The sequence below is a fragment of the Pseudomonas iranensis genome (assembly GCF_014268585.2).
Classification (GTDB): Bacteria; Pseudomonadota; Gammaproteobacteria; order Pseudomonadales; family Pseudomonadaceae; genus Aquipseudomonas; species Aquipseudomonas iranensis.
This window is the reverse complement of the sequence record NZ_CP077092.1, coordinates 2,921,479-2,948,125: the sequence shown is the minus strand read 5'-3', so window position 1 is coordinate 2,948,125 and position 26,647 is coordinate 2,921,479. Positions and strand designations below refer to the sequence as shown.

Here is a 26,647-nt window from a genome sequence, read left to right as displayed (position 1 = left end):
AACTGCTTTATCAATTCTGACTTTTCGGAGTTCAGCTGTTACTTAGGCAGCTCAGTAAGTGTCCTTGGGAAATCGAACCTTTATAAAGTCCAACTTCATCGACCACCGGCATTGGAGTTGCCGACGCGGCAACAATATGAAAGATGTCTCGCAATGAGGCCTCAGCCTTGATCGTTACTTGACTGCCCGGCAGATAAACAACATTCGAATCCTGCTGGGCGATATCCCCGGCCTTCAATATTCGACTGGTGTCGAAACCATTGAAGAAGTCGCGCACATATTTATTCACCGGGTTGCACAGCAGTTCACGCGGAGTGCCGATCTGCACCACGCGCCCGCCCTCCATGATTGCAATGCGATGACCGATGCGAACCGCTTCTTCGATATCGTGAGAGATGAAAATGATCGTGCGATCCTGCTCGGCCTGGAGCTTGATCAGCTCGCCCTGCATTTCGCTGCGGATCATCGGGTCGAGTGCGGAGAAGGCTTCGTCCATCAGCAGAATGGCGGGGTCGTTGGCCAGGGCGCGGGCCAGGCCTACGCGCTGCTGCATGCCGCCGGAGAGTTGATGGGGAAAGCTGAATTCCTGGCCGGAAAGCCCGACCTGTTCTAGTGCGCCCATGGCCCGGCAGTAGCGTTCTTTCTCGCTGACACCGCTGATTTCCAGTCCGAAACTGACGTTATCGATGACGCTCATGTGCGGCATCAGGGCGAACGACTGGAAGACCATGCCCATGTCCTTGCGCCGCACTTGCAACAGATCCTTGTCGCCCAGACCGGTAATTTCCTTGCCGTTGAGAAAGATCTTGCCGGAGGTCGGTTCGATCAACCGGTTGAACAAGCGGACCATGGTCGATTTGCCGGAGCCGGACAAACCCATGATCACAAAGATTTCGCCTCGGCGAACGGAAAAGTTGGCATCGAATACACCAATTGCCTGACCGGTCTTTTTGAATACTTCAGCTTTCGAGGCGCCCTCTTCAATCATCTTCATGGCCAGCGCTGGCTGGCTGCCGAAGACTTTGAATACATTCTTTACGCAGATGATCTCGTCGGAACTTGTCATACCATGCCTCCTTCGTGTTGCACTTCGATCGCTTTAAACGACAAGCCATCGAGCGAAACTGTTTTTGAACGGCAGCGGTAATCAATGAATGTTTTCACGACGGGTTTCCTTTTATTATTTTTGGGTGCCCAGGAAAGAGGGATGTTGCAAATCTATTAGCATCATCGCGCTTAATCCAACTACATTTACAGGGACAATTTGATAACGTCGGGTTATCGGTTGCGGGCTCGGGCATGGCTGACCGTTCGGCTTCGCACCATGAGCGACCGGGTCTATTCCCAAAGCGACGCTGGCGTGGCCCTGCGAGGAGCGTTCCGTTACCCTCCACGCGCTTCGTTGGGGAGCTGTATCGTTAGGAGAGTGTACGAATGACCAAGCATGTCGACCCTGACACCATCCTGCTGAAAATGCCGTCCTTGAGGGCTGTGAAGGCATTTGTCGCCGCCGCCAAATACGAAAGCTTCACCCGTGCCGCCGAGGCGTTGTGCGTTTCGCAAGCGGCGATCAGCCGGCAGATCCGCGAGCTGGAAAGCTACCTGGGCGCGCAACTGTTTACCCGGGTGGGTCGTGCGGTAGAACTGACCGCTGCCGGTGCGGTGTTCTTTGATGCCGCGCAACTGTCGTTCGTCAACATCGCCCAAGCCGCCGAACGCATTCGCAACAGCCAGTCGAGCAAGAAAGTGCTGACCATCTGCTGCTCCCCGGCCTTTTCCGCGCTGTGGTTATCCGATCACCTGCAGGAGTTCTTCGCTCAGTGTCCTGACATTGAACTGAACCTGATCACCACGCAGAACTTTCTGACCATGGAACCCGGCGTGCAGCCGGATATCTTCATCACCAAGATTTCGCGCATCCGCGAAGGCTATAGAAGCTATCCGCTTTGCCACGACGTGATCTACCCGGTGTGCACGCCGCAATATCTGGAGCAGCATCCGGAGATTTCCACCATCGAGGGCGTGCGCGATTCGGCGCTGCTCAACCTCAGCCCTTACGGCCGTTCGCAAGTTGCCGAGCACGTCGACTGGGGCGTGTGGCTGGCGTTTCAGGCAATCGATATCGACGACCGCCCGGCCAACAGTCCACAGATTTTCAACGCCAACGACTACAACCTGCTGATCAGCATGGTGCTGACTCATCAAGGCATCGCTCTGGGCTGGAATCACTTGGTCACGTCGCTGGTGCAGCGAGGCTTGCTGGTGCGACCGATCGAGCAGCAGGTACAGCTGCGCAACAGTTGGCACTACTTGAGTTGCCGCGAAAATTCGGACAATGAAGACGAATTGCAGCGCTTCCGTGAATGGATTCTGGGGAAGTTTCCCCGCCGTTGATCTGCTCTGCGTCAGCGTCGGTCGTTTTGGTTATCAATAGCCCGACGAAAATGTCGCTGGAGCAGCTCGCCGTCCCTGACCCATTGTTGAGCGACGCCGACCAAGCACGGTCGCGCTCAACACACAGGAAGGGCTTGTTGCATGTCACTCTTCGAATTTTCTTGCGATTTTGATTTTCTCGACGCTCCGCAGAAAACCCGCGCGATCGTACAAAACAGTCTGCTCGACATTATCGGAGTCATGGCCGGCGCGGCGAGCAACGACACCAGTGTCGCGATGCGCCGGTTTGCCGAACGGCACTATCCGGCAGGTCTCTACAGCAGTCGCCTGATTTTCTCCGGGCAGCGCGTCAACGTGCTCGGCGCAGCGTGGGCCGGCGGCTTCAGCGCCGACAGCCTCGACGCCCATGAAGGCCATTTCAAATCCAAGGGCCACGCGGGGGCGACCGTGGTACCCGCCGTGCTCGCCCTCGCCGATGCACTGCATCATCAGGGCCAATCCATTAGCGGGCATGATCTGCTGAGCGCTTTATGCATTGGTTACGAAACCGCGTTGCGCGCAGGTTCGGCATTGATGGCGACCTCACCTACGTATCACGCTTCCGGTGGCTTTTCAGCCCTGGGCGTGGTCTGCGCTGGCGCGCGATTGTTACGTCTGGATGAGACAACGTTCCGCCACGCCTTGGGCATTGCCGAATACTTCAGCGCGCGCTGCCCGATGATGCGCGTGGTGCAAGCGCCGACGATGCTGCGTGATGCACATGGTGCGGGCGCATTCACCGGTCTGAACGCTTTGTTCATGGCCTTGGAAGGCATTACCGGCGCGCCAGCGGAAACAGTCGAAGACATCGCCGTTTCAGAGCATTGGCGCGACCTCGGTCAGCGTTGGGAAATCGACAGTCAGTACTTCAAACCCTGGCCCGTCTGCCGCTGGGCGCAACCGGCGCTGACCGCAATGCTTGAGCTGCAACGACAACATCCGTTGCTCGCTGCCGATTCGATCGAAACCATACGTGTGGAAACGTTCTATGAGTCGATGTGCCTGCAGGGACATTCACCGAAGGACGCCGATCAAGCGCAATACGCCTTGGCGTTTCCACTCGCAGCGCTGGTTGTCAGGGGCAAGGTCGGGCCTGAGGAAGTCACCGGTATGGCGATTACTGCGCCGGATATCCTGGCCCTCTGCGCCCGCATCGAAATCGTCGAAGCCGCCGATATCTCGGCCAGATTCCCCGAGGAAATCCTCTCGCGGTTGAGCATTACTCTGAAGAATGGCGAGGTGCTGGTGAGCCCGGTCACCGCTGCGCGCGGCGATCCGCAGACGCCTTTGAGCGTTGAAGAGCTGGAGCAAAAGTTCGATCTGTTCGCTCAGGGGCTCGGCCTTGAACGCAGTACCGCTGTGAAGATGGCAATCAGAAACATCGCTAAAGCCGACTGCGCCATCACTGCACTGCAAGCGGTTTTTCAAGCGGTGCCGACTTCACCCTGACTCTGTCACTCATAACCGCAAATCATTAATTGCCCTCAGCAAATGTCGGTTGTGACGTTTGTTCTGTGCCGGATAGGCTGAGGCTTATCGTTCGCTTATTTAGAAAGTCACGGTTAAAGGTGACCGCTCAAGATCGAAGTCCTGGGAGGATAACAATGAACAACAAGCAAAGCGTTTATGACCTGATCGCACAACGCAAACCGTGGCATTCGCTGCCGGGCGCGCTTTACCGCAGTGAGGAGGTTTACCGTCAGGATCTTGAGCAGATCTGGCACAAGGACTGGATCTTCGCCGGCCACACCTTTGAAATCACCAAGCCGGGGCAATATTTCACGCTGCAGATCGGTGACTACCCGGTGGCCGTCGTTCGCGGCAAGGATGGTGAGGTTCGCGCTTTCCACAATGCGTGCCGGCACCGTGGCGCGAAAATCTGCGAGGCCGATCACGGCAAAGTAGCGAAGATGGTCTGCCCGTATCACAAATGGACATACGAGCTGGACGGCAACCTGTTGTTCGCCGGCAACATGGGCCAGGACTTCGACAAAGCGCAGTACAACCTGAAAAGCGTGCACTGCGAAATCGTCGACACCTACATCTACGTCTGCGTTGCCGCCAAGGCACCCGACTTTGAAGGTTTCCGCAAAGCCGTCAGCCCTTTCATCGCGCCGCATTACCTCGAAGACTGCAAAGTCGCGTTCGAGTCGAACATCGTCGAGAAAGGCAACTGGAAACTGGTCTTCGAAAACAATCGCGAGTGCTACCACTGCGACGGCTCACACCCGGAACTGCTGCACTCGTTTGTCGATAACCTTTCAGTCGGTGGCGTCAGCGGCGAAGACGATCCCGAGCTGTCGGCATACTGGGCCAAATGCGAAAAGGCCGGATTGCCCAGCCGCCTGGTGATGGACATCAATGGCCAGTTCCGCATGACGCGCATCCCTCTTTCATCCGGTGCAGTCAGCTACACCATGGACGGCAAGCCGGCGGTTAATGGTCGCCTCGACAAGACCTCCGAAGCCGACATCGGCGCGCTGCTGTACTTCCACTACCCGTCCACCTGGAACCACTTCCTCGGCGACCATGCGCTGAGTTTCCGCGTGCTGCCGATCAGCGCTACCGAAACACTGGTGACCACCAAATGGCTGGTGCCCAACACAGCAGTGGAAGGCGTGGATTACGACATCGAGCGCCTGACCAAAGTGTGGATTGCCACCAACGATCAGGACCGCACGCTGGTTGAAGGCACCCAACGCGGTGTGACTTCGCCGTCCTACGAACCCGGCCCGTATTCGGAAACCGCCGAGACTGGCGTCTGTCAGTTCGATGACTGGTACTGCGCGACGATGATGGATCGGCTCAAAGGGCCGATTCCGTTGAAGTCGGTTGGTTGATAGGTACTTCTGTCCATGACCGGTTGCACATCATCATTGACGATTCGCGAAAACTACGGCGAACGCGCATCCACCCGGATCATTTTCCTGATCACCGGCATTGTCATGTCGGCCTGGGCGCCGCTGGTTCCTTTGGTAAAAGCGCGCACCGGGCTGGACGAAGGTGGCCTGGGCCTGTTGTTGCTGGGCTTTGGCATCGGCTCGATCGTGGCCATGCCGTTCGCCGGTTACCTGACCGCGCGATTTGGCTGCCGGCCGGTGATCATCGCCTCAACTCTGGTCTTGTGTGCGGTGCTGCCAATGTTGAGCCATTTGACGTGGCTGCCCGGGCTGGCCCTGACGGTGCTGTTGTTCGGCGCCAGCATGGGCATGCTCGATTGCGCGATCAATATCCAGTCGATCATCGTCGAAAAGAACAGTGGCGAAACCCTGCAATCGGGTTTCCACGGGCTCTATAGCGTGGGCGGGATCGCCGGTGCCGGGGCGATGACAGCGATGCTCAGTCTTGGGCTCGATCCGCTGCCATCGGTGCTGTGTCTGGTGGCGATCATTCTCGCCTCGCTATATAAGGCTGCACCAGACCTGCTGCCTTACGGTACCGAGCGCGACGGTCCGATCTTTGCGGTTCCGCGCGGAATCGTCCTGATGCTGGGTGTCCTCTGCTTCATCGTGTTCCTGACCGAAGGCGCAATGCTGGACTGGAGCGCGGTGTTTCTTGCCTCGCAACGCGATATGCCATCGAGCTACGCAGGATTGGGCTACGCCTGTTTCGCTGCAGCCATGACGCTTGGACGGCTGACCGGCGACGCGATTGTCAGCCGATTGGGTGGCATTTGCGTGGTGACGCTGGGCGGAGTCTGCGCGGCAGTCGGACTGCTGGTTTCGCTGGTTTTCGATGGCTGGCCGGCGTCATTGCTGGGCTATGCGCTGGTCGGCGCCGGATGCTCGAACATCGTTCCGGTGTTGTTCAGCGCCGCAGGTCGACAACAGCGCATGCCGCAGCGCACCGCTATTCCGGCAATCATTTCCATGGGTTATGCCGGGATTCTGATGGGGCCGGCGTTCATAGGCATGATCGCCCATTTCAGCTCGTTGACGATCGCTTTGGGTGGCGTGGTCGTGCTGTTGTTGTTTGTCAGCTGTGCCGCGAGGTTGCTCAAGGCCTGAGCGCGGCGGACTCTGACAAGCCTGCGTCCTAACGTCGCAGCCTTCGGCTATTGGCAAATCCTGCGCAAGCCGTAGAATCCCGCGCGCTCTTGCAATCGCGCGTCTGGTCACAGACGCGAACTTGCAGGGCTGGCCATGTCGTCCGACGCCACCGCCCTGCCCGATCGGCAGACATTTGCACAACACCTGTTCCAGCCTGGCAACCGCATGCGCAGAGGCGCACGTTGCGCTGTACGATTTCCTGAGGTTTTTATGTCTCCGCGTTTGCTGGCCATGGCGCTGGCGCCCCTGCTCGGGCTGTTCATTATTGCTCTGGGCAACGGTTTTCTGTCTTCCCTGACCACCCTTCGCCTGGACGCCGCCGGCGCCTCGGCGACGATGATCGGAATTGTTTCGTCGGCCTATTTCATCGGCCTGACGCTGGGCGCGGTGTTCAATGACCGGCTGATTCTGCGCATCGGCCATATTCGTGCCTACGGCAGCTTCGCCTCGCTGATCGCCGTGACGATCCTGTTGCAAGGTCTGTTTTATGACACTTGGGGCTGGTTGGTCCTGCGCCTGATCAACGGCTGGGCCACGGTCGGTGTGTTTCTGGTGATCGAAAGCTGGCTGCTGCTGGCCGGTGACGAGAAGATTCGCGGGCGCTTGCTCGCGCTGTACATGATCGTCCTTTATGGCGCTGGTGTTTTGGGCCAGGCCACGCTGGGGACCATCACCGGCATGAGCGACAGCGCGCCGTTCATGGTCGCCGGCATGCTCGCTGCGTTGTCGGTGCTGCCGATCGTGATCCTGCCGCGCGTGTCGCCGCTGCTCGATCAGGTCGAGCCGCTCAAGCCCCGGCAACTGCTGGGCGTGACGCCGACCGGGCTGGTCGGCTGTTTCGGCTCGGGGGTGACCATCGCGGCGATCTACACCTTGTTGCCGCTGTATCTGCAACGCAGAGGTCTGGACGTCGGTGAAGTCGGCAGCATGATGGCCTGGACGATTCTCGGCGCGATGCTGCTGCAGTATCCGGTCGGACGCTGGTCCGACCGCACCGATCGCTTGCAGGTGCTGACGCTGCTGACGGTGGCGTGCACCGCGTTATCACTGGTGATTGTGCTGCTGCCGCTGTCTGCGACAATGCTCGCGGCGATGCTGTTTCTGCTCGGTGGCGGCGTCTTCGCGCTATACCCGGTGGCCGTCAGCCACGCGGCCGACCGCGCCCCGGCCGAAGCGCTGGTGCCGATGATTCAGGGTTTGCTGCTGATCAACTCGCTGGGCTCGGCCATCAGCCCGATGATGATCTCGCCGGTGATGAACTCGTTCGGCGCCAACGGCCTGTTCTGGGTCTTCGCAGTGGTTAATTTGAGCATGGTCAGCTTTTTCTTCTGGCGCCGCGGCAAACGCCCGGTGCCGGCCAACCCCGCACCGTTCACGGCCGCAGCCACCTATTCGCCGACGGGTGCGGAGTTGCGGGTCACCGAGGATTTGCGCGTCGCCGCTGAGGAGCATCCGGCGATGATGGATGCGATCAGCGGGGAACTGGTGACGCAGCCACGGTGACAGGTGATCAGCAACTGCCCGGCGGGATGCCGTCCTTGTTGAAGTCCTTCAAGCGCTCGCGCTCTTCTTCGGTGGAATGCGCCGGGGTGGTTTGATCCGGTACTTCTTGCGGCACTTCGGTTTTTTCTTCAGTCATGGCTTTGCCCTCGTTGTTGATGCTATTTCGGCATCGGCGAGGGCTGGCAGTTCCGGATTTCGCACCTTGCCCAAGCCATCGACGCGGCAAAAACCAGGAATATCTCGAAGCGTAAACGCACAAAGGCCTGCTTGGCTTTCGCTAGCAGGCCTTTGTTGAAAGATGGTGCCCGAAGCCGGAATCGAACCGGCACGCCCTTACGAGCGGGGGATTTTAAGTCCCATGCGTCTACCAGTTTCGCCATTCGGGCGGTAGCGCGGTGTTGCTTTGCTCAGCCTTGCGGTTGCGATCCTGACAGGATGGCCGCTTGAAAAGCCGAGCGGGGAATATATACATCACGTCCCGGTGAAGCAAGTTTGGAGTGCGCGATTTGAGAACTAAATATCGCTGACCAAGGAAAATCAAAAAGCCTCAGAAATCAGGGAGCTACGGAGTTTGCTTGAAGTAGACGCCGAGGTTACTGGCAAATCGCAGCAACCCGACTGGAAATTGAGACGATAAACTCAAAAGATTCAGACGCTCACCATCACCTTAGCTGCACGGGTGACAGATGTTTCATCGATTGAGATTATGAGCAGGCAACCCAGGACTGGACGGGATGTCTACGCTAAAGGATGGCGCCGAAATCAATAATCAAAGGGTAATCAGCACGCCCCCCCCTTCAACCACGATCACGCCTCACAGAACGTCACCAGAGCAGTGCTCAGGGATGTACAAGCAATCAGGAGATTGATTCCATGCAAATGAGTGACACCGTTCTAAAAGCGTCTTTAAGCCAAGAGGAGCGCTCGGCGATCGCCGAGATCGAAGCGACCACCAATATCCTGCAACTTGTCACCCGTCTGACCGGTACACGCTTTGCCGGCATCGCAAAATTCACTGAAACAGAGTGGATCGTTTGTTCGGCGTACGATCCGATTGAACTGGGAATAAATGTCGGCGATACGCTGGATCTGGAAACCACCCTTTGCAGTGAGTTTCGACGAAATCCGCAAGCCCTCTTCCTTCCACAAATCAGCCAGGATGGACGACTTTCGTCACGTCCTGTGGTGAAGCAATATTCGATTGAAAGCTACGCAGGCGCGCCTGTTTTCCTGCCGGACGGGAGACTCTGGGGTGCCTTATGTGCTCTGGACTCAAGGGCTGTTCTGTTTGACAACCCCGATCTTGCAGAGACATTGACGCTGTTCGCGCGGCTCATTGGCTGCATCTTTTTCTCGAATCTCACGGTGGAAGGTGCCAGCCACATCCAGACCGGATCGTGCTTGACTGATTGACCCTCCGCAAACAGGTGAGCACCACACTTTTCTGCAGACAACAAAAAACCCCGTAGATCATTGATCTACGGGGTTTTTGATAGTGGAGGCCGAGGTCGGAATCGAACCGGCGTAGGTGGATTTGCAATCCACTGCATAACCATTTTGCTACTCGGCCTCAAAGTATTCGCTGTCAGTAGCACAACAACAAACACTGTACAAATTGGAGCGGGAAACGAGACTCGAACTCGCGACCCCGACCTTGGCAAGGTCGTGCTCTACCAACTGAGCTATTCCCGCTTGGTGTGGCGCATTCTATAGAATTAAGATGCCCCGTCAACCCCTTGATTCAAAAAACTTTTATTTCTTTTCGACATCGGTCTTCAGGTGCGGCCAAGCGGCGCGAAGGTATTGAACCATCGACCACAGGGTCAGCCCTGCCGATACAATCAGCAGTGTATATCCGAGCACGACCCAGAAGCTGAATGCCTTTGGATGAGCCAGCAGAATCACCAGCGCGAGCATCTGCGCAGCGGTTTTCCATTTGCCGAGATTGGAAACGGCTACCTGCGCTCGTGCGCCGAGTTCTGCCATCCATTCGCGCAGTGCCGAAATCACGATCTCACGACCGATGATGACCGCCGCTGGCAGCGTCAGCCAGAGATTGCCGTGTTCCTGCACCAGCAGGACCAGGGCAACAGCGACCATCAGCTTGTCGGCGACCGGATCGAGAAACGCCCCGAACGGTGTGCTTTGCTCCAATCGGCGCGCCAGGTAACCATCGAGCCAGTCGGTTGCGGCCGCAAAGGCGAACACCGAAGCGGAGGCCATGTAACTCCACTCGTAGGGCAGATAGAACAGCAAAATAAAGATTGGGATGAGCAGGACGCGTAGAACGGTAATCAGATTAGGGATATTCATCGGCACAACTGGCTACGAGGTGAAGGGGCATTCTACTCACTATGCAGGTTCGCATAAATCGACTCAGCGAGCTTTTTACTGATCCCCGGGGCTTTGGCGATCTCTTCGATGCTTGCACGAGACAGCTCCTGCAATCCACCAAAATGTTTCAACAGGTCACGGCGGCGTGTCGGCCCTACCCCTGCCACGCCTTCCAGCGTTGAGGTTCGGCGGGTCTTGCCGCGACGGGCGCGATGCCCCGTAATTGCGAAGCGGTGCGCCTCATCGCGGATCTGCTGGATCAGGTGCAAGGCAGGTGAATCGCCACGCAAGGTGAACTCGTGCGCTGCATCATTCAGATACAACGTTTCGAAACCGGCCTTGCGCGTGGCGCCCTTGGCGACGCCCAACAGGATCAGATCCGGCACGGCCAGTTCGTTGAGCACATCGCGGGCCATCGACAATTGGCCCTTGCCACCGTCGACCAACAGGATGTCCGGCAACTTGCCCTCGCCGTCCTTGAGTTTGCTGAAGCGGCGAGTCAACGCCTGGTGCATGGCCGCGTAATCGTCGCCGGCGGTGACGCCTTCGATGTTGTAGCGGCGGTAATCCGACTTGATCGCGCCTTCCGGCCCGAACACCACGCAGGAGGCCACAGTGGCTTCGCCGCTGGAATGACTGATGTCATAGCATTCCAGGCGCTGCGGCGGCTCATCCAGATTCAGCACTTCAGCCAGCGCGTCGAATCGCGCGGCGGTGTGCTGACGGTTGGCCAGACGCGCGCCCAACGCTTGCTCAGCGTTGGTCACGGCCAGTTGCTGCCAGCGCGCACGGGTGCCGCGCACCCGATGACTGATGGCCAACTCACGGCCGCGCAACGTGTGAATCCCTTCGATCAACGCAGGGAAGTCTTCGTGAACCACGTTGACGATCAGTTCGCTCGGCAGATCGCGTTCGGGGCTGCTGATGTAGTACTGACCGAGGAACGCTGCCATGACCTCGGAAACGTCTTCCTCGATGCCGACCTGCGGGAAGAAATTCTTGCTGCCCAGCACTCGCCCGCCGCGCACGCTGATCAGGTGGACACAGGCGCCGCCGGGGTTGACGAATGCGGCAATAACGTCGATATCGCCGGTTCCGCCTTCCATGCTTTGCTGGTCCTGCACCCGACGCAGCAAGGCAATCTGGTCACGCAATTCGGCCGCGCGTTCGAATTCGAGATTGATCGCTGCCTCTTCCATCGCGGTGGACAGCTCGTTGGTCAGCGCGTGGCTGCGACCTTCGAGGAACATCACCGAGTGGCGTACGTCTTCGGCGTAGACGTCAGGCTCGACCAGGCCCACGCATGGCGCCTTGCAGCGTTTGATTTGATATTGCAGGCACGGACGGGTACGGTTTTTGTAGTAGCTGTCTTCGCACTGACGGACGAAGAAGGTTTTCTGCAGAATGCTCAGGCTTTCGCGGATGGCCCCAGCACTTGGATACGGACCGAAATACTTGCCCTTGGCCTTTTTGGCACCGCGATGGATGCTCAGGCGCGGAAACTGTCCGTCGGAGAGGAACACGTACGGATAGGATTTATCGTCGCGCAGCAGGATGTTATACGGCGGACGCCACTCCTTGATCAGCGTCTGTTCCAGCAGCAGCGCTTCGGTTTCGTTGGCGGTGATGGTCGTCTCGACCTGAGCGATACGCCCGACCAGTGTAGCCGTTTTCGGCGCCAGCCCGGTCTTGCGAAAGTAGCTCGCCAGACGTTTCTTCAGGTTTTTGGCTTTGCCGACATACAGCAGGCGCGCCTCGCTGTCGAACATGCGATAGACGCCCGGACGACCGCTGACGGTCGACAGGAAAGCACTGGAATCAAATGTCTCGGTCATGGTCAGGCGCTGGCGTCCACCATGCCGTGACGCACTGCGAGCAGGGTCAACTCGACATCGCTGCTGATCGAAAGCTTCTCGAAAATGCGGTAGCGGTAGGTGTTCACGGTTTTCGGCGACAGGCACAACTTGTCGGAAATGATCTGGACCTTCTGGCAGCCGACAATCATCAAGGCAATCTGGATTTCCCGCTCGGACAACGCGTCGAACGGCGAATCATTGGTGGGCTGGAAAGATTTGATTGCCAACTGCTGAGCGATCTGCGGACTGATGTAACGCTGCCCGGCGAAAACCAGCCGAATGGCCTGAACCATCTCCGGCAGACCCGCGCCCTTGGTCAGGTAACCAGCCGCACCGGCCTGCAGCAAACGCGTCGGGAAAGGGTCTTCCTCGCACACCGTAACGGCAACCACCTTGATGTCCGGGTGGCTGCGCAGCAGTTTTCGTGTGGCTTCGAGGCCGCCGATGCCGGGCATCTTGACGTCCATGAGCACAACGTCAGGCTTCAACTCACGGGCCTTGATCAGGGACTCTTCGCCTGACTCGGCCTGGCCTACCACCTGCAGGCCATCGATATCGGCCAGCATTCGTGTAATGCCTGTACGAACGAGATCATGGTCGTCGACCACTAGCACCCTAATCAAGCAGACACCTCGCGATATGGTCTTATTGGGATGCCGGACACCTTAGCAAAAAGTGCCAGACAGACCTAGCGGAAAGCCGTATTTAAAAAGTTTCAATTCATCATTCAGAGCTTGCCGGCTGTGGGTTTCAGAGCACAGCTGTACTCAAATCGAGCTGCATCCTCAGGAAACACTCATCCCTGCCTACGATACGCAGTCCTTTGCGGACATACAGTGCTTGCGCACGATTGTTATCGAAGACCGTCAGTCGCAGTGCAGGACGTCGCGCCTGACGGGCCATGTCAATAACCTGATCGATAGCCCAGGAGCCGGCGCCCTGCCCTCGCCAGGTCTGATCAATCTGCAATTCGCGTATGTACAGCGCCCGCGAATCCTCGCTCAGACTGACAAAGCCGATCAGCAGTTCATCCTGGAGGATCATCCAGTTCTCACGATACTGCCAGCCTGCGTCGAATGCCTCGTCCTGCCACAACAGATCGTGGTCAATGTAATAGCGCAGCATGTTGCGACAGGTCAGATCCCGCGCAAAGGCAAGATCATCATGGGTGGCATGCCGAATTCGATAACTCATTCAGCTCTCTCCAATCGTAAAAATGTACTTTAACCAGATCGTTTGCCAGTGATAGCCGTTTCGCTCGGCACGAAATAGCATTTTCTGATTGCTGACGCGTATCAGCGTCGAGTAAGCTCGGCGTATTCATCGGAGACAGACCATGTTCAACGCCCCTTCACAGCCATGCATCGCCAGCGCCCCGCGCTCGGTTGCGGCTGTCCGGGTGAATGACATGTGCGCTCCAGGCAACTTTTATTTTGGGTATTGGTTTAGCCACTGGCGCGCCTGATACCCACACGGCGCCCATGATAACGGGTCGCCTACCAGAGATTTCTCAACCCCCGGTCGGCCTCCCGACCGGGGGTTTTGTTTTTTCAGGCCAACAACTTTCAGCACCACACCAGACACTTTGAGGAATGCACCATGAACTACGCCACTTATTACCGTTACGACAGCTTTAGCGCCTGGCGATTTACCAGCCTCCGCTCGGGACAGCCTGCCGCCTCCGATCGGTCACCTACAGGTGGCAAACACACACGCCTAGCCAGTACGGCCATTTGTCGAACACCCCAGTAGGGCCGAGTGCGCGGGAAAAACCCGCCATCCGCCCAGGAAGACCGAACATGAACTCTTCAGTTTCCGCTTTGCCGCTGTCCACCCTCGATTCTGCCAACGAAGCGCTGACCCTGCGCCTGCCCAGCTCGTTGCAACTCAAGCAGCAATTGCCGCTCAGCCACTCCCTGCATCAGCAGGTCAATGCGCATCGCCAGGCGGTGCGCGCCATCCTCGACGGTGAAGACCCGCGCCTGCTGGTCATCGTTGGCCCCTGCTCTATCCATGATCCGCAGTCGGCAATCGAATACGCCAGCAAACTCGCTCGCCTGGCCGAAGATGTCAGCGGTGAAATGCTGCTGGTCATGCGTGCCTACGTCGAAAAGCCGCGAACGACGATCGGCTGGAAAGGTCTGGCCTACGATCCGCATCTGGACGGCACTGACGACATGGCTGCCGGTCTGACGCTGTCGCGCGAACTGATGCTGGAAATGATCCAGCTCGGACTACCGGTCGCTACCGAACTCCTGCAACCCATGGCCGCCAACTACTTTGATGACCTGCTGAGCTGGGTGGCCATTGGTGCCCGCACCACCGAATCGCAAATCCACCGCGAAATGGCCAGCGGCCTGAACATGCCGGTGGGCTTCAAGAACGGCACCGACGGCGGCGCCGCCGTTGCTGTCGACGCCATGCGCTCGGCAGCCCATCCGCATCGGCACTTCGGCGTCGACAGCCAAGGGCATCCGGCGATCGTGCAGACAGCCGGCAACGCTGACACCCACATCGTGCTGCGCGGTGGCCATCAAGGGCCGAACTACGATGCAACCAGCGTGGCCAACATCAGCGCCGAGCTCAGCAGACTGAAGATCCCCAGCCGGATCATGGTCGATTGCAGCCATGCCAACAGCGGCAAGGATCCACTGCGCCAGCCAGCAGTCTTCAATGACGTCCTTGAACAACGCCTGCGGGGAAACCACTCGCTGATCGGCATGATGCTGGAATCTCACCTGTTCGAAGGCTGCCAGCCGCTGAGCAGCTCTCTGCGCTACGGCGTATCGATCACCGACGGCTGCCTCGGCTTCGATGCAACTGAGCGATTGCTGACCGATGCCGCACGACGCGTCGCGCAAGCCGAACGTTGATCGAACCGCCCTCCCGCTCATTCAAAGCGCGGAGGGCCGGCATTCACTGGCAAAGCCTCCACGCTGATTTGCCTAACGGGGGATTGCTGACTGACATCGTCCAGACGCTCCACGGTGTAGGCGATCTGCACCGTTGTGCCGTGATGCTCACGCCAGAACCGGTGAGGGACGATGAAACACACCGCTTGACCAGCCGTCTCCCGCGTAATTTCAAGATCATCCCGGTGACTGAAGAACTCACCGTCACACTTGAGATAGACCAACTCATCCTCTTGCACCTGCGCCCCTTCGATGAGAACGGAAACGCCGTCGACCGAATCCTTCAGTGACAACACGTTTTCAACTGCCTCAACGACATCCGGCGCAGGCAATTGCGCACGCACTGCAGGCCCGAGGAAAACCGTGGCAGGCTCGGACGCTCGAACCGTTCCACAGCGCTGTTCGACACGGTAGGCGACGACCACTTCACCACCTCGGTGAGCTTCGATGTAGCTCCCCGGCACCCAGAACGACAGGCATTGCGCGACGGAGTAGGCCTCCACGTTCAATGAGTCGGTAAAGATCTCGGGCGAGGTATCGCCGTGCCAGGACAACATCACCCGATCACCCGCCGACATCCTCGCGTAAGGCTGCAGAGTCACCAGGGTGCCCTCTGCCACTCGCGATGGCTCCAGCGCTCCGTTTACCGAGCCTTCGATCTGTGGAGCCAACAATTGCGTGCGCATATCGCCCACAGACAGTTGCAGGCGTGCAGATTCCACTGCCTTGGGCGCGGACGCACTTTGCAGTGTCCAGTAAACCTCCAGCGAGCCTCCATCCAGCGCAGCCACATGCATGGCCTTGATGACGAAGATTACGTCCCTGCCGACCTGAGCCTGGCTGATGAATCGAACACTCTCGTATTGATAGGTGAAGCCTTCGATATCCAGCCCCTCCCAATACAGCGTCAACTGATCGCCGCAGCTCATGTTGGCATAAGGAGAAATGCGAACGATGGCTTTGACCAGTGAAGGATCCAACACGCTCCCACTGAGCCCGTCAATCATCGGCGCGACAAGAGGTTCGATGGACACTTCGGCAACCATCGGCTGACGCATCCGCCAGCAAAACTCGACTTCATGGCTATTCATTTTCGTTTCCACTCCCTGGAAAACGTGCCGCCCCGAATGGCGACACTGACATCTACATTGAGGACTTCTTCGAATGTTCTTGATGTCAGCCGAATACACCGCGACGACGGCGTAAGCGCTACTCGCAAGGCAGGCAACCGGGGCGTTCGCGCTGTTATGCCGACAAACGACCCACTGAACTTCCGATTCGGATTTCACAGCTCTCCGAAATTTCGTACGCCTCGTAGTCCATTTTCAAACACAACGCGAAGCCTCTTCGTACTTCCTCAGCGACAGTGGTGTTTTAGAGTGGCTCGGTGATTTCCCGATGAACTTCTACGAAAAAGGTAAGAACATGCAACGGAATGCTACAACTCGTTATCCCATCCTGTTGGTCCACGGTCTGTTCGGGTTCGAGCGTATCGGTCATTTCGAGCTGTTCCATGACGTCAAATCCGCTATGAAAGCGGCTGGCTGTCGATTGTTTGTTCCACACCTTTCGGCCACCCATGACAATGAAATGCGGGGTGAGCAATTGCTGTCACAGATGGCCTGCGTGCTGCGAGGCACAGGCGCGAAGAAAGTCAACCTTATAGGACACAGTCAAGGTGCACTCGCTGCACGCTATGCGGCAGCGCTTGCACCAAACGTCGTCGCTTCAGTCACCTCCGTCAGTGGTCCGAACCATGGTTCGGAGCTCGCCGACTTCCTGCGCAAGGCACTGGTCCCGGGCAAGCTGCCGGAGGTCGTTGCACAAAACGTGGCGACGCAATTTGCCGATTTGTTGTCGCTGCTCAGTGGCAGCGTGGCACTGCCACAGAATGCGGTGGCTGCACTCAACGCACTGACCACCGTCGGCGTCGGGCAATTCAATGACAAATTCCCACAAGGACTGCCACACACCTGGGGCGGTCACGGCCCGGAGCAAGTCAACGGCGTGCGTTACTACTCGTGGAGCGGGGTTGTTGCGCAATCCAGGCTGCCGACGCTGGATCCGGTTCAAGCAACCTGCCGCGCCCTGTCGCAATATTTCACCACCGAACCCCAGCAGAATGACGGCTTCGTCGGACGCTTCAGTAGCCATCTCGGCCAAGTGATCCGCTCTGATTATCCAATGGATCACCTGGCGAGCTTGCGGCGCAGCCCGGGCGCAACCGCGTCTTCACCGGACCCTATCGAGCTGTACGTCGAGCATGCCCAGCGCCTGCGTGCGGCGGATCTTTGAGTAGAGTCAGGGAAGCAGAATGGAACTTTGCCGAGAATTCACCGACTGATTCCGGTACGCTCCACCTTTTATTGAAACAGTTCGGAGAATTCCCCATGGCCAAAGCCACTGCCCGCCACATCCTGGTTTCCAGCGAAGACAAGTGCAACGAACTCAAGGCTCAGATCGAAGCCGGCGCCGATTTTGCTGAAGTCGCCAAAGCCAACTCCAGCTGCCCATCCAGCCGTCAGGGCGGTGACCTGGGTTCGTTCGGTCCTGGCCAGATGGTCAAGGAATTCGACACCGTGGTGTTCAGCGCGCCGATCAACGTCGTGCAAGGCCCGGTGAAGACCCAGTTCGGTTACCACCTGCTGGAAGTCACCAGCCGTCAGGACTGATTCGTCGTCCTGTTGCTGACAACGGCCCACCCTTTGGTGGGCCGTTGTGTTTCGGTTACATATACGGCTGGCGAGTGGCGCGCCGCTCGCGTACAACTTGCGCTTATCGATTTTGCGTTCCAAGGCTGACGATGCGACTGGTTTTTCCCACACTGATGCTCACCGCCCTCGCCCTGCTCACGGGCGCCGCCGGTGCGACCGCTGCCCCGCAACACGCACTGACCGTTTACGGCGAACCGGCCAAATACCCCGCCGGCTTCGGCCATTTCGACTACACCAATCCGCAGGCGCCGAAGGGTGGGACGATGCGGCGCTCGGCAATCGAAATCGGCCACTTCGATCATCTGCTGCCCTATATAGACAAAGGCATCGGCGTGACGCAGATCGACGGCCTGCTGTATTCGCCGCTGGCCCAGCGCTCGCTGGATGAGCCCTACACGGTGTACGGTCTGGTGGCGGAGAAAATGGAACGCTCGGACGACGGTCTGTCGCTGCGTTTCTTCATCAATCCGAAGGCGCGTTTTGCCGATGGCAAACCGATCACCGCCGAGGACGTTCGCTACACCTACAACCTGCTGATGACCCAGGGCAGCCTGCGTTATCGCACCCAGTTTGCCGACGTCAAAGGCGTCGAGATCGAGGCGCCGCTGACCGTGCGCTTCGACTTCAAAAGCAACGAAAACCGCACCCTGCCCCTGGATATCGCGACCCTGCCGGTGTTCCCCGAACACTGGTGGAAGAGTCGCGATTTCGCCGGCGGCGGTGGTTATGAGCCGCCGCTGGGCAGCGGGCCGTACCGTGTTGGCAAGGTCGACTCCGGGCGCAGCATCACTTTCGAACGCAATGGCGACTGGTGGGGCAAGGACCTGCCGGTCAGTCGCGGCCTGTACAACTTCGACCATTTCAGTATCGAGTACTTCGGCGACACCGACGTCGCCCGTCAGGTGCTGCGTGGCGGTGCCTATGACTACAACCGCGAGTTTTCCGCGACCGGCTATTCGATCGGCTACGACAGTCCCGCCCTCAGCGATGGCCGTTTACAGAAGGCCCACCTCGCCACTGAAGCGCCGCAATCGGCCCAGGGTTTCGTGTTCAATCTGCAAAAGCCGATGTTCCAGGACCGCCGGGTACGCCAGGCACTGGCGATGCTCTGGGACTTCGAATGGAGCAACCGGCAGATGATGCGCAACGTCTATATCCGCCAGCAGAGCTACTTTTCCAATACCGATCTCGCCGCCCGGCAGTTGCCCGACGCTCAAGAGCTGAAGATTCTCGAACCGCTGCGCGGTCAGGTGCCTGAGGAAGTGTTCAGCAAAGTCTTCGAGGCGCCGAAGACCGACGGCAGCGGCATCATCCGTGACAAGCAGTTGCAAGCCCTGCAACTGCTTGAGCAGGCCGGCTGGAAACCGGATGGCGATCAACTGGTCAACGGCGCCGGCGAGCCGCTGAGCTTCACTTTTCTGGTCAGCCAGAACGGCATGGACCGCCTGCTGTTGCCCTACAAGCGCACGCTGAAGCAGATCGGCATCGAGCTGAATATCCGTCGCATCGACGCCTCGCAATACGTCAATCGCCTGATGAGTCGCGACTATGACATGATCGTCACCGGCTATCCCGTTACCACGTCTCCGGGCGGTGAGTTGCTCAACTATTTCGGCTCGGCAGCGGCCAACGATCCCGGCGCGAACAATTACATGGTGTTGAAAAACCCGGCGGTCGACACCTTGATCAACGGCCTGATCCGCGCCTCTACTCAGTCGGACATGCTGCATTACGCCCATGCGCTGGACCGGGTGCTGCAATGGAATTACTACTGGATTCCCAACTATTACCCGCCGGGCACCTCGACCGTGTGGTGGAACCGCTTCGGCATTCCCACGGTGCAGGCGAGCAATGACGAAGCCATCGAGAGCTGGTGGGAAATCAGCCGCACGCCACTGACCAATCAGCAGATGACCGCCGAGAAAATCAGTCGCGGCAGACCCGGAGGGCCGCACTGATGTGGGGTTACATACTGCGGCGCCTGCTGCTGATCATTCCGACGCTCGTGATCATCCTGCTGGTCAATTTCGTCATCATCCAAGCCGCGCCCGGCGGACCAGTGGAACAAGCCATCGCCCATCTGCAAGGCATTGGCGGCGCCAGTGTCGGCGGCGGAGCCGGCGAGACATCGAGCAACGCTTCGCGCGCCAGCCGTGGTCTCGACCCGCAACTGATCAAGGACATCGAAAAACAGTACGGCTTCGACAAACCGGCCCACGAGCGTCTGTGGCTGATGCTGAAGAATTACGCGCAACTGGACTTCGGCAAGAGCTTCTTCCGTGGCGCAACAGTCACCGACCTGATTCTGGAAAAGATGCCGGTGACGATTTCGCTCGGACTGTGGGCGACACTGATCACCTATCTGGTGTCGATCCCGCTGGGCATCCGCAAGGCTGTGCACCACGGCAGCCATTTCGATATCTGGAGCAGCACGGCGATCATCATCGGTTACGCCATGCCGGCGTTTCTGTTCGCGATGTTCCTGATCGTGGTATTCGCCGGCGGTACTTCGTTGAACTGGTTTCCGGTGCGCGGACTGGTTTCGGACAACTTCGAATCGCTATCGACCCTGGGCAAGATCGCCGATTACTTCTGGCATCTGGTGCTGCCGGTCACCGCGCTGGTGATCGGTGGATTCGCGACCTTGACGATCCTTACAAAAAACTCGTTCCTCAATGAAATCACCCGACAGTACGTAGTGACGGCCCGCGCCAAAGGCTTGAGCGAACGCCGCGTGCTGTACGGACACGTGTTTCGCAACGCCATGCTGTTGGTGGTTTCGGGGATACCTCAGGCGTTCATCAGTGTGTTCTTCGCTGGCTCACTGCTGATCGAAGTGATCTTCTCCCTCGATGGCCTTGGGCGCATGAGTTACGAAGCAGCGGTATCGCGGGACTATCCAGTGGTGTTCGGTTCACTGTTCATCTTCACCCTGTTCGGCCTGCTGATAAAACTGATCGGCGACCTCTGCTACACCCTGGTCGACCCGCGTATCGACTTTGCCGCGAGGAATGCCTGATGTTCAAGCTCTCGCCTTTGGGTCGTCGCCGTTTCGAACGCTTCAAGAAAAACCGTCGTGGCTGGTGGTCGCTGTGGCTGTTCATCGGCCTGTTCCTGCTGACGCTGGGTGGCGAATTGATCGCCAACGACAAACCGTTGATGGTCAGTTATCAGGGCCAATGGTACTTCCCGGTGTTCAAGCGCCATACCGAACAGGAATTCGGCGGGCAACTGCCGTTCCAGGCCGATTACCGCAGCGATTACGTGCAGAATCTGATTCGCAAGGACGGCGGCTGGTTGCTGTTCCCGCCGATTCCGTTCAGCGATGACACGCCCAACTATGACCTGAACAAACCGGCACCGAGCCCACCAACATCGGTCAACTGGCTGGGCACCGATGATCAGGCGCGCGATGTGCTGGCGCGGGTCATCTTTGGTGCTCGAGTGTCGATTCTGTTTGCCCTGATGCTGACCTTTGTCAGCGCGCTGATCGGCATCGCCGCCGGCGCGTTGCAGGGCTATTACGGCGGCTGGGTCGATTTGCTCGGGCAGCGCGTGCTGGAAGTCTGGTCGGGGCTGCCGGTGTTGTATCTGCTGATCATCCTTTCCGGGTTCGTCGAGCCGAATTTCTGGTGGCTGCTGGGGATCATGGCGCTGTTTTCCTGGTTGGCGCTGGTGGACGTGGTGCGCGCCGAGTTCCTGCGCGGGCGCAATCTGGAATACGTCAAAGCCGCACGCGCCCTGGGCCTGACTGACCGCAAGGTGATCTTCCGGCACATTCTGCCCAACGCAATGAACGCGACGCTCAGCTACCTGCCGTTCATTCTGACCGGGGCGATTTCAACGCTGACCGCGCTGGATTTCCTCGGCTTCGGCATGCCGGCCGGCAGTGCCTCGCTGGGTGAACTGATCGGTCAGGGCAAGCAGAACCTGCAAGCGCCGTGGCTGGGTTTGACAGCGTTCTTCACCCTGGCGTTGATCCTTTCGTTATTGGTATTCATTGGCGAAGCGTTGCGCGACGCTTTTGACCCTCGATCCTGAAGCGTGACCATGACTGAAAACCTGATTGAAATCCGCAACCTCAATGTCGCCTTCCATGGCCAGACCGTGGTGCGTGACCTGTGCCTGGATATCCGCCCCGGTGAGTGCCTGGCGCTGGTCGGCGAATCGGGCTCGGGGAAATCGGTGACCGCGCATTCGATCCTGCAACTGCTGCCCGAGAGTGAAGCGCAAACCCGTGGCAGCATCCGCTATCGCGGGCAAGAATTGCTCGGTGCTGATCCGAAGGTCTTGCGAGAACTGCGCGGCAATCGCATCGCCATGATCTTTCAGGAGCCGATGACTTCGCTCAATCCGTTGCACACCATCGAAAAGCAGATTGGCGAAACCCTGTTGCTGCACCGTGGCCTCGGCGGCAAACAAGCGCAGCAGCGCATTCTCGAATTGCTCGGACTGGTCGGCATTCAAAAGCCCAAGGAACGGTTGAAAGCCTATCCGCATCAGCTCTCTGGCGGGCAACGGCAACGGGTGATGATCGCGATGGCCCTGGCCTGCGAACCGGAGTTGTTGATTGCCGACGAGCCGACCACGGCGCTGGATGTCACCGTGCAGCGCAAGATTCTCCTGCTGCTCAAGTCCTTGCAACAGCGGCTCGGCATGTCGCTTCTGCTGATCAGTCACGATCTCAATCTGGTGCGCAGCATCGCGCAGCGGGTGTGCGTAATGAAAGCAGGTGAGATCGTCGAGCAGGCGCCCTGCGAAACCCTGTTTACCGAACCCAAACACCCTTACAGCTGCGTGCTGTTGAACGCAGAGCCGGAAGGTGAAGCCCTGCCCCGTGACGAACGTGAAAATGTGCTGGAAGTCGCTGACCTGCACGTCGATTTCCAGGTCGGCGGCGGATTGTTCAGGCGCAAGCAGTATCTGCGCGCTGTCGATGGCATCAGTCTGAATATTCAGCGCGGCAAGACCTTGGGCATTGTTGGCGAGTCTGGTTCGGGCAAGTCGACGCTGGGTCAGGCGATCCTGCGTTTGCTGGACTCCGAGGGCAGCATTCGTTTTCAGGGCGAAGCGCTGGACGGCCTCAATCAAAAGCAGCTGCGGCCGTGGCGGCGGCAGATGCAGGTGGTGTTTCAGGACCCGTTTGGCAGCCTCAGCCCGCGCATGTCGGTGGCACAGATCATCAGCGAAGGTCTCGAAGTGCATTGCGAGTCGACGGCCAATGAGTGTGATGAGCAAGTGATTCGCGTGCTCAGGGAAGTGGGGCTCGATCCGGAAAGCCGCCATCGCTACCCGCATGAATTTTCCGGCGGCCAACGCCAGCGCATCGCCATCGCCCGGGCCTTGGTGCTGAAACCGGCGCTGATCCTGCTCGATGAACCGACCTCGGCCCTCGACCGCACCGTACAGAAACAGGTGGTCGCCCTGCTCCGTGATTTGCAGGAAAAATACGGTTTGACCTACCTGTTCATCAGCCATGATCTGGCCGTGGTGCGCGCGTTGGCCCACGACATGATCGTGATCAAGGACGGCCAGGTGGTCGAGCGTGGTGCCAGTCACGACGTGTTTGACAACCCGCAGCATCCCTACACCAAAGAGCTGTTGGCGGCGGCGCATCCGGGGTAGGTTTTTTTCTGTAAATCCGCGGCGCGGCATTCGCGAGCAGGCTCACTCCCACATTGGAATGCAGCCCCCTGTGGGAGCGAGCCTGCTCGCGAAGGGATCGGTACCGGAAACAAACAATCAGGATCAGCCTCCATGAACACCACCGAAAGCCTCAAGGACTACCAACGAGTCCGCACTCTGGCGATCCGTTCGCTGTTCGAGATCATCGAGCAATCCAGTGAGGGCACGGTGATTGTTGACCGCGATGCGAATATCGTCTGGATGAACGAACGCTACGCCCGGCGCTTCGGTCTCGATTCAGCGGCCGGCGCTATCGGCAAACCCTGCGAAAGCGTGATCCCCGGCAGCCTGCTGCGCGAGGTGGTACGCACCGGTCGGCCGATTCTGCTGGATATGCAGGACACGCCAAAGGAACCGCTGGTGGTGATGCGCCTGCCGATCCACGACGATGCCGGCAGCGTAATCGGCGCCATCGGTTTCGCTCTGTTCGACGAGTTGCGTACGCTGTCGCCGATGCTCAAGCGTTACCTGAGCATGCAGGAAGAACTGGCCTCGACCCGCTCGCTGCTGCGTGCGCGGCAGACCAAATACAACTTCGCCCATTTCATCGGCACCAGCGCCGCCAGCCTCGAAGTCAAACGCCGCGCCAGGCGCAGTGCCAGCGCTGATTCGCCGGTTTTGCTGCTGGGAGAAACCGGCACCGGTAAAGAGTTGCTTGCCCAAGCGATCCACAGCGCCTCGCCACGCGCGCACAAGGCTTTCGTCAGTATCAACAGCGCAGCGATTCCCGAGGCGCTGCTGGAAGCCGAGTTCTTTGGCACGGCACCCGGCGCATTTACCGGCGCTGATCGCAAGGGCCGCACCGGTAAATTACAAATCGCTCAGGGCGGCACGCTGTTTCTCGATGAGATCGGCGATATGCCGCTGCCGCTGCAAAGCAAACTGCTGCGCGTGTTGCAGGAAAAGGAGTTCGAGCCGGTCGGCTCCAATGAAGTGATTCAGAGCGATGTGCGGGTAATCGCCGCGACGTCGACGGATTTGCAGGCTGCGATCAAGCGCGGCGAATTTCGCGCCGATTTGTACTACCGCCTCAACGTATTGCCAATCCAGGTGCCGCCGCTGCGTGAACGTCTCGATGATCTGCCGGCGCTGAGCGAGGCGATTCTCGAAGAACTGCGCAGCCAGCATGAATTGCACCGCGATGCGCTGGCGTTGCTCGGCCAGCATGCCTGGCCGGGCAACATCCGTGAGTTGCGCAACGTGCTGGAGCGGGCGGCGTTGCTCAGTGATGATCTGATGCTGACCGAGCAGGATATTCGCGGCGCGATTGGCACCTTTACTCCGGTTGAGCGGACGTCCGAGCCGAGCATGCAAGCCTCCGCTGGGGAGACATTTGCACAGGCGCGGGCGCGGTTTGATCGGCAGTTGATCGAGTCGACCCTGGCGCAGTGCGCGGGGAAAGTGCCGGAGGCGGCGGTTCGGCTGGGGCTGGGGCGGTCGACGCTGTACAAGAAAATGGCTGCGCTGGGGATCGCAGAGTCTACATATAGAGACATCTGATCTCCATTTTAAGACTAGAGCAAAAGCTTCGCGAGCAGGCTCGCTCCCACAGGGGAATGCATGACCAATGTGGGAGCGAGCCTGCTCGCGAAGGCGCCGGCCCATTCAAAGAAAATCTCAACTAAGAGACAAAAACAGCTCCCGGTAGGCGACTCTGATCTAATTTCCTTATATTTCAAACAGTTAGAAGATTGGCACAAATCTCGCTAACCCACTCTCCGCACCCGTTCCACGCACAAAAATAACAATCCTGGAGAGACACACCATGAGTGTGATCATTGCCTTGGCAGCCCTGACGCTGCTGATGCTCGCCGCCTACCGTGGCTACAGCGTCATCCTCTTTGCCCCGATCGCCGCCCTCGGCGCGGTCCTGCTCACCGATCCGTCCGCCGTTGCCCCTGCTTTCACCGGGGTGTTCATGGACAAAATGGTCGGTTTCATCAAGCTCTATTTCCCGGTATTCCTGCTCGGCGCGGTGTTCGGCAAGCTCATCGAACTGTCCGGTTTCTCGCGCTCGATCGTCGCCGCTGCGATTCGCCTGCTTGGCACCAAACAAGCGATGCTGGTGATCGTGCTGGTGTGTGCCCTGCTCACCTACGGCGGCGTGTCGTTGTTCGTCGTCGTCTTCGCTGTTTACCCGTTTGCAGCGGAGATGTTCCGCCAGAGCAATATTCCCAAACGCCTGATCCCGGCGACCATTGCCCTCGGCGCATTCTCGTTCACCATGGACGCCCTGCCCGGCACGCCGCAGATCCAGAACATCATCCCCAGCACCTTCTTCAACACCACCGCATGGGCGGCGCCGTGGCTGGGGGTGATCGGCACGATTTTCGTGTTCTGCGCCGGCATGCTGTTTCTGCAGCGCCAACGCAACAAGGCGCAACGTGCCGGCGAAGGTTACGGCACTGAACTGCGCAACGAACCGGAAACCGCCGAAGACCTGAAGCTGCCCAACCCGTGGATTGCCCTGTCGCCATTGCTGGCGGTGGGCATCATGAACCTGCTCTTCACCCAGTGGATTCCGCAGTGGTACGGCAAGACCCACAGCCTAGCGCTGCCGGGCATGGCCGCGCCGGTCACTACCGAAATCGCCAAGCTCACGGCGATCTGGGCGGTGCAGGCGGCGTTGCTGGTCGGCATCCTCATGGTGCTGGCGTTCGGCTTCAAGGCGATTAAAAGCAAGCTCGCCGAAGGCAGCAAAAGTGCGGTCAGCGGTGCGTTGCTCGCGGCCATGAACACCGCGTCTGAATACGGCTTTGGTGCGGTAATCGCTTCGCTGCCGGGCTTTTTGGTGCTGGCCGACTGGCTCAAGCAGATTCCCAATCCGTTGGTCAACGAAGCGATTACCGTGACACTGCTCGCCGGCATTACCGGATCGGCGTCGGGCGGCATGAGCATCGCGCTGGCGGCGATGTCCGAGCAGTTCATCAGTGCAGCGCACGCGGCGAATATCCCGCTGGAAGTGCTGCACCGCGTGGCCGCGATGGCCAGCGGCGGCATGGACACCCTGCCGCACAACGGCGCGGTGATCACCCTGCTGGCGGTGACCGGGTTGACCCACCGCGAAGCCTACAAAGACATTTTCTGTATTACGCTGATCAAGACCCTCGCGGTTTTCGTGGTGATCGGCACTTTCTACGCCACTGGCATTGTGTGAGGTA

General features: G+C 58.8%; 22 protein-coding genes and 3 tRNA genes. 15 read left to right on the top strand and 10 right to left on the bottom strand.

What is annotated here, in order from left to right; all coding sequences use genetic code 11:
- Positions 1-31: 31 nt before the first annotated feature.
- Positions 32-1,066: a quaternary amine ABC transporter ATP-binding protein gene (locus HU724_RS13190; RefSeq protein ID WP_122602017.1), complete on the bottom strand. Its 1,035-nt coding sequence runs from the start codon at positions 1,064-1,066 to the stop codon at positions 32-34.
- 368 nt (positions 1,067-1,434) lie between these two features.
- On the opposite strand from HU724_RS13190, the gene HU724_RS13185 reads away from it, so the two are divergent.
- From HU724_RS13185 to HU724_RS13165, 5 genes are all read left to right on the top strand, one after another.
- A complete protein-coding gene (locus HU724_RS13185; protein ID WP_122602018.1) occupies positions 1,435-2,394 on the top strand; it encodes a LysR family transcriptional regulator in 960 nt (319 codons plus the stop codon).
- A 141-nt stretch (positions 2,395-2,535) separates the two neighbouring features.
- The gene (locus HU724_RS13180; protein ID WP_186567127.1) at positions 2,536-3,882 is read left to right on the top strand and encodes an MmgE/PrpD family protein; all 1,347 of its coding nucleotides are present in this window, start codon (positions 2,536-2,538) and stop codon (positions 3,880-3,882) included.
- A gap of 155 nt (positions 3,883-4,037) precedes the next feature.
- Positions 4,038-5,273 (top strand): aromatic ring-hydroxylating oxygenase subunit alpha, encoded by a 1,236-nt coding sequence (locus HU724_RS13175; protein ID WP_186567129.1) that lies wholly within the window; start codon positions 4,038-4,040, stop codon positions 5,271-5,273.
- Positions 5,274-5,288: 15 nt separating this feature from the next.
- On the top strand, positions 5,289-6,440 hold the full coding sequence (locus HU724_RS13170; protein ID WP_186567131.1) for an MFS transporter: 1,152 nt from the start codon (positions 5,289-5,291) through the stop codon (positions 6,438-6,440).
- A 207-nt stretch (positions 6,441-6,647) separates the two neighbouring features.
- Positions 6,648-7,985 carry an MFS transporter gene (locus HU724_RS13165; protein ID WP_367617205.1) on the top strand — a complete coding sequence of 446 codons (1,338 nt, stop codon included), beginning with the start codon at positions 6,648-6,650 and terminating at the stop codon, positions 7,983-7,985.
- Between the two features lie 7 nt (positions 7,986-7,992).
- On the opposite strand, the gene HU724_RS27765 is transcribed toward HU724_RS13165, so the two are convergent.
- Positions 7,993-8,121 (bottom strand): hypothetical protein, encoded by a 129-nt coding sequence (locus tag HU724_RS27765; protein ID WP_024012797.1) that lies wholly within the window; start codon positions 8,119-8,121, stop codon positions 7,993-7,995.
- 163 nt (positions 8,122-8,284) lie between these two features.
- A tRNA-Leu gene (locus HU724_RS13160) sits at positions 8,285-8,371 on the bottom strand.
- Positions 8,372-8,864: 493 nt separating this feature from the next.
- Between HU724_RS13160 and HU724_RS13155 the strand changes: the two genes are divergently transcribed.
- Complete coding sequence (locus HU724_RS13155; protein ID WP_163012213.1) at positions 8,865-9,398, top strand: GAF domain-containing protein; 534 nt, start codon at positions 8,865-8,867, stop codon at positions 9,396-9,398.
- 83 nt (positions 9,399-9,481) lie between these two features.
- Here the strand turns inward: HU724_RS13155 and HU724_RS13150 are convergent.
- From HU724_RS13150 to HU724_RS13125, 6 genes are all read right to left on the bottom strand, one after another.
- Positions 9,482-9,555, bottom strand: a tRNA-Cys gene (locus tag HU724_RS13150).
- A gap of 46 nt (positions 9,556-9,601) precedes the next feature.
- A tRNA-Gly gene (locus tag HU724_RS13145) sits at positions 9,602-9,677 on the bottom strand.
- A 60-nt stretch (positions 9,678-9,737) separates the two neighbouring features.
- Entirely contained in the window at positions 9,738-10,298 is a 561-nt protein-coding gene (gene pgsA, locus HU724_RS13140) for a CDP-diacylglycerol--glycerol-3-phosphate 3-phosphatidyltransferase (protein ID WP_016774513.1), read from the bottom strand.
- A 32-nt stretch (positions 10,299-10,330) separates the two neighbouring features.
- Positions 10,331-12,154 (bottom strand): excinuclease ABC subunit UvrC, encoded by a 1,824-nt coding sequence (uvrC, locus tag HU724_RS13135; RefSeq protein ID WP_186567135.1) that lies wholly within the window; start codon positions 12,152-12,154, stop codon positions 10,331-10,333.
- A 2-nt stretch (positions 12,155-12,156) separates the two neighbouring features.
- Positions 12,157-12,798, bottom strand: a complete 642-nt coding sequence (gene gacA, locus HU724_RS13130; RefSeq protein WP_024012761.1) for a response regulator transcription factor GacA — start codon at positions 12,796-12,798, stop codon at positions 12,157-12,159.
- Positions 12,799-12,925: 127 nt separating this feature from the next.
- On the bottom strand, positions 12,926-13,369 hold the full coding sequence (locus tag HU724_RS13125) for a GNAT family N-acetyltransferase (protein WP_186567137.1): 444 nt from the start codon (positions 13,367-13,369) through the stop codon (positions 12,926-12,928).
- Positions 13,370-13,974: 605 nt separating this feature from the next.
- Here HU724_RS13125 and HU724_RS13120 point away from each other — a divergent pair.
- Entirely contained in the window at positions 13,975-15,048 is a 1,074-nt protein-coding gene (locus HU724_RS13120) for a 3-deoxy-7-phosphoheptulonate synthase (RefSeq protein WP_186567139.1), read from the top strand.
- Between the two features lie 17 nt (positions 15,049-15,065).
- Here the strand turns inward: HU724_RS13120 and HU724_RS13115 are convergent, their stop codons facing one another.
- Positions 15,066-16,178 carry a hypothetical protein gene (locus HU724_RS13115; protein WP_186567141.1) on the bottom strand — a complete coding sequence of 371 codons (1,113 nt, stop codon included), beginning with the start codon at positions 16,176-16,178 and terminating at the stop codon, positions 15,066-15,068.
- A 334-nt stretch (positions 16,179-16,512) separates the two neighbouring features.
- Here HU724_RS13115 and HU724_RS13110 point away from each other — a divergent pair, with 334 nt between their 5' ends.
- From HU724_RS13110 to HU724_RS13075, 8 genes are all read left to right on the top strand, one after another.
- Positions 16,513-17,382, top strand: coding sequence for an esterase/lipase family protein (locus tag HU724_RS13110; RefSeq protein ID WP_186567231.1), 870 nt, complete (start codon positions 16,513-16,515; stop codon positions 17,380-17,382).
- 95 nt (positions 17,383-17,477) lie between these two features.
- Positions 17,478-17,759, top strand: a complete 282-nt coding sequence (locus HU724_RS13105) for a peptidylprolyl isomerase (protein WP_016774509.1) — start codon at positions 17,478-17,480, stop codon at positions 17,757-17,759.
- A 131-nt stretch (positions 17,760-17,890) separates the two neighbouring features.
- Positions 17,891-19,759, top strand: a complete 1,869-nt coding sequence (locus HU724_RS13100) for an extracellular solute-binding protein (RefSeq protein WP_125926814.1) — start codon at positions 17,891-17,893, stop codon at positions 19,757-19,759.
- Positions 19,759-20,820 carry a microcin C ABC transporter permease YejB gene (locus HU724_RS13095; RefSeq protein ID WP_071172270.1) on the top strand — a complete coding sequence of 354 codons (1,062 nt, stop codon included), beginning with the start codon at positions 19,759-19,761 and terminating at the stop codon, positions 20,818-20,820. Before HU724_RS13100 ends, HU724_RS13095 begins: the two co-directional genes overlap by 1 nt.
- Complete coding sequence (locus tag HU724_RS13090) at positions 20,820-21,842, top strand: ABC transporter permease (protein ID WP_122610514.1); 1,023 nt, start codon at positions 20,820-20,822, stop codon at positions 21,840-21,842. Before HU724_RS13095 ends, HU724_RS13090 begins: the two co-directional genes overlap by 1 nt.
- Before the next feature lie 9 nt (positions 21,843-21,851).
- Positions 21,852-23,426 (top strand): ABC transporter ATP-binding protein, encoded by a 1,575-nt coding sequence (locus tag HU724_RS13085; protein ID WP_186567143.1) that lies wholly within the window; start codon positions 21,852-21,854, stop codon positions 23,424-23,426.
- A 132-nt stretch (positions 23,427-23,558) separates the two neighbouring features.
- Complete coding sequence (locus HU724_RS13080) at positions 23,559-24,986, top strand: sigma-54 interaction domain-containing protein (protein ID WP_186567145.1); 1,428 nt, start codon at positions 23,559-23,561, stop codon at positions 24,984-24,986.
- Between the two features lie 265 nt (positions 24,987-25,251).
- The gene (locus HU724_RS13075) at positions 25,252-26,643 is read left to right on the top strand and encodes a GntP family permease (RefSeq protein ID WP_016774505.1); all 1,392 of its coding nucleotides are present in this window, start codon (positions 25,252-25,254) and stop codon (positions 26,641-26,643) included.
- Positions 26,644-26,647 lie beyond the last annotated feature (4 nt).

What these genes read in the sequence shown, in the direction of transcription:
- HU724_RS13115 (WP_186567141.1), bottom strand. Translation starts at nt 16,178, where the DNA reads ATGAATAGCCATGAAGTCGAGTTTTGCTGGCGGATGCGTCAGCCGATG.
- HU724_RS13080 (WP_186567145.1), top strand. Translation starts at nt 23,559, where the DNA reads ATGAACACCACCGAAAGCCTCAAGGACTACCAACGAGTCCGCACTCTG.
- uvrC (WP_186567135.1), bottom strand. Translation starts at nt 12,154, where the DNA reads ATGACCGAGACATTTGATTCCAGTGCTTTCCTGTCGACCGTCAGCGGT.
- HU724_RS13120 (WP_186567139.1), top strand. Translation starts at nt 13,975, where the DNA reads ATGAACTCTTCAGTTTCCGCTTTGCCGCTGTCCACCCTCGATTCTGCC.
- HU724_RS13090 (WP_122610514.1), top strand. Translation starts at nt 20,820, where the DNA reads ATGTTCAAGCTCTCGCCTTTGGGTCGTCGCCGTTTCGAACGCTTCAAG.
- HU724_RS13105 (WP_016774509.1), top strand. Translation starts at nt 17,478, where the DNA reads ATGGCCAAAGCCACTGCCCGCCACATCCTGGTTTCCAGCGAAGACAAG.
- pgsA (WP_016774513.1), bottom strand. Translation starts at nt 10,298, where the DNA reads ATGAATATCCCTAATCTGATTACCGTTCTACGCGTCCTGCTCATCCCA.
- HU724_RS13075 (WP_016774505.1), top strand. Translation starts at nt 25,252, where the DNA reads ATGAGTGTGATCATTGCCTTGGCAGCCCTGACGCTGCTGATGCTCGCC.
- HU724_RS13095 (WP_071172270.1), top strand. Translation starts at nt 19,759, where the DNA reads ATGTGGGGTTACATACTGCGGCGCCTGCTGCTGATCATTCCGACGCTC.
- HU724_RS13180 (WP_186567127.1), top strand. Translation starts at nt 2,536, where the DNA reads ATGTCACTCTTCGAATTTTCTTGCGATTTTGATTTTCTCGACGCTCCG.
- HU724_RS13085 (WP_186567143.1), top strand. Translation starts at nt 21,852, where the DNA reads ATGACTGAAAACCTGATTGAAATCCGCAACCTCAATGTCGCCTTCCAT.
- HU724_RS13165 (WP_367617205.1), top strand. Translation starts at nt 6,648, where the DNA reads ATGCGCAGAGGCGCACGTTGCGCTGTACGATTTCCTGAGGTTTTTATG.
- HU724_RS13170 (WP_186567131.1), top strand. Translation starts at nt 5,289, where the DNA reads ATGACCGGTTGCACATCATCATTGACGATTCGCGAAAACTACGGCGAA.
- HU724_RS13185 (WP_122602018.1), top strand. Translation starts at nt 1,435, where the DNA reads ATGACCAAGCATGTCGACCCTGACACCATCCTGCTGAAAATGCCGTCC.
- HU724_RS13100 (WP_125926814.1), top strand. Translation starts at nt 17,891, where the DNA reads ATGCGACTGGTTTTTCCCACACTGATGCTCACCGCCCTCGCCCTGCTC.
- HU724_RS13190 (WP_122602017.1), bottom strand. Translation starts at nt 1,066, where the DNA reads ATGACAAGTTCCGACGAGATCATCTGCGTAAAGAATGTATTCAAAGTC.
- HU724_RS13175 (WP_186567129.1), top strand. Translation starts at nt 4,038, where the DNA reads ATGAACAACAAGCAAAGCGTTTATGACCTGATCGCACAACGCAAACCG.
- HU724_RS13155 (WP_163012213.1), top strand. Translation starts at nt 8,865, where the DNA reads ATGAGTGACACCGTTCTAAAAGCGTCTTTAAGCCAAGAGGAGCGCTCG.
- HU724_RS13125 (WP_186567137.1), bottom strand. Translation starts at nt 13,369, where the DNA reads ATGAGTTATCGAATTCGGCATGCCACCCATGATGATCTTGCCTTTGCG.
- HU724_RS13110 (WP_186567231.1), top strand. Translation starts at nt 16,513, where the DNA reads ATGCAACGGAATGCTACAACTCGTTATCCCATCCTGTTGGTCCACGGT.
- HU724_RS27765 (WP_024012797.1), bottom strand. Translation starts at nt 8,121, where the DNA reads ATGACTGAAGAAAAAACCGAAGTGCCGCAAGAAGTACCGGATCAAACC.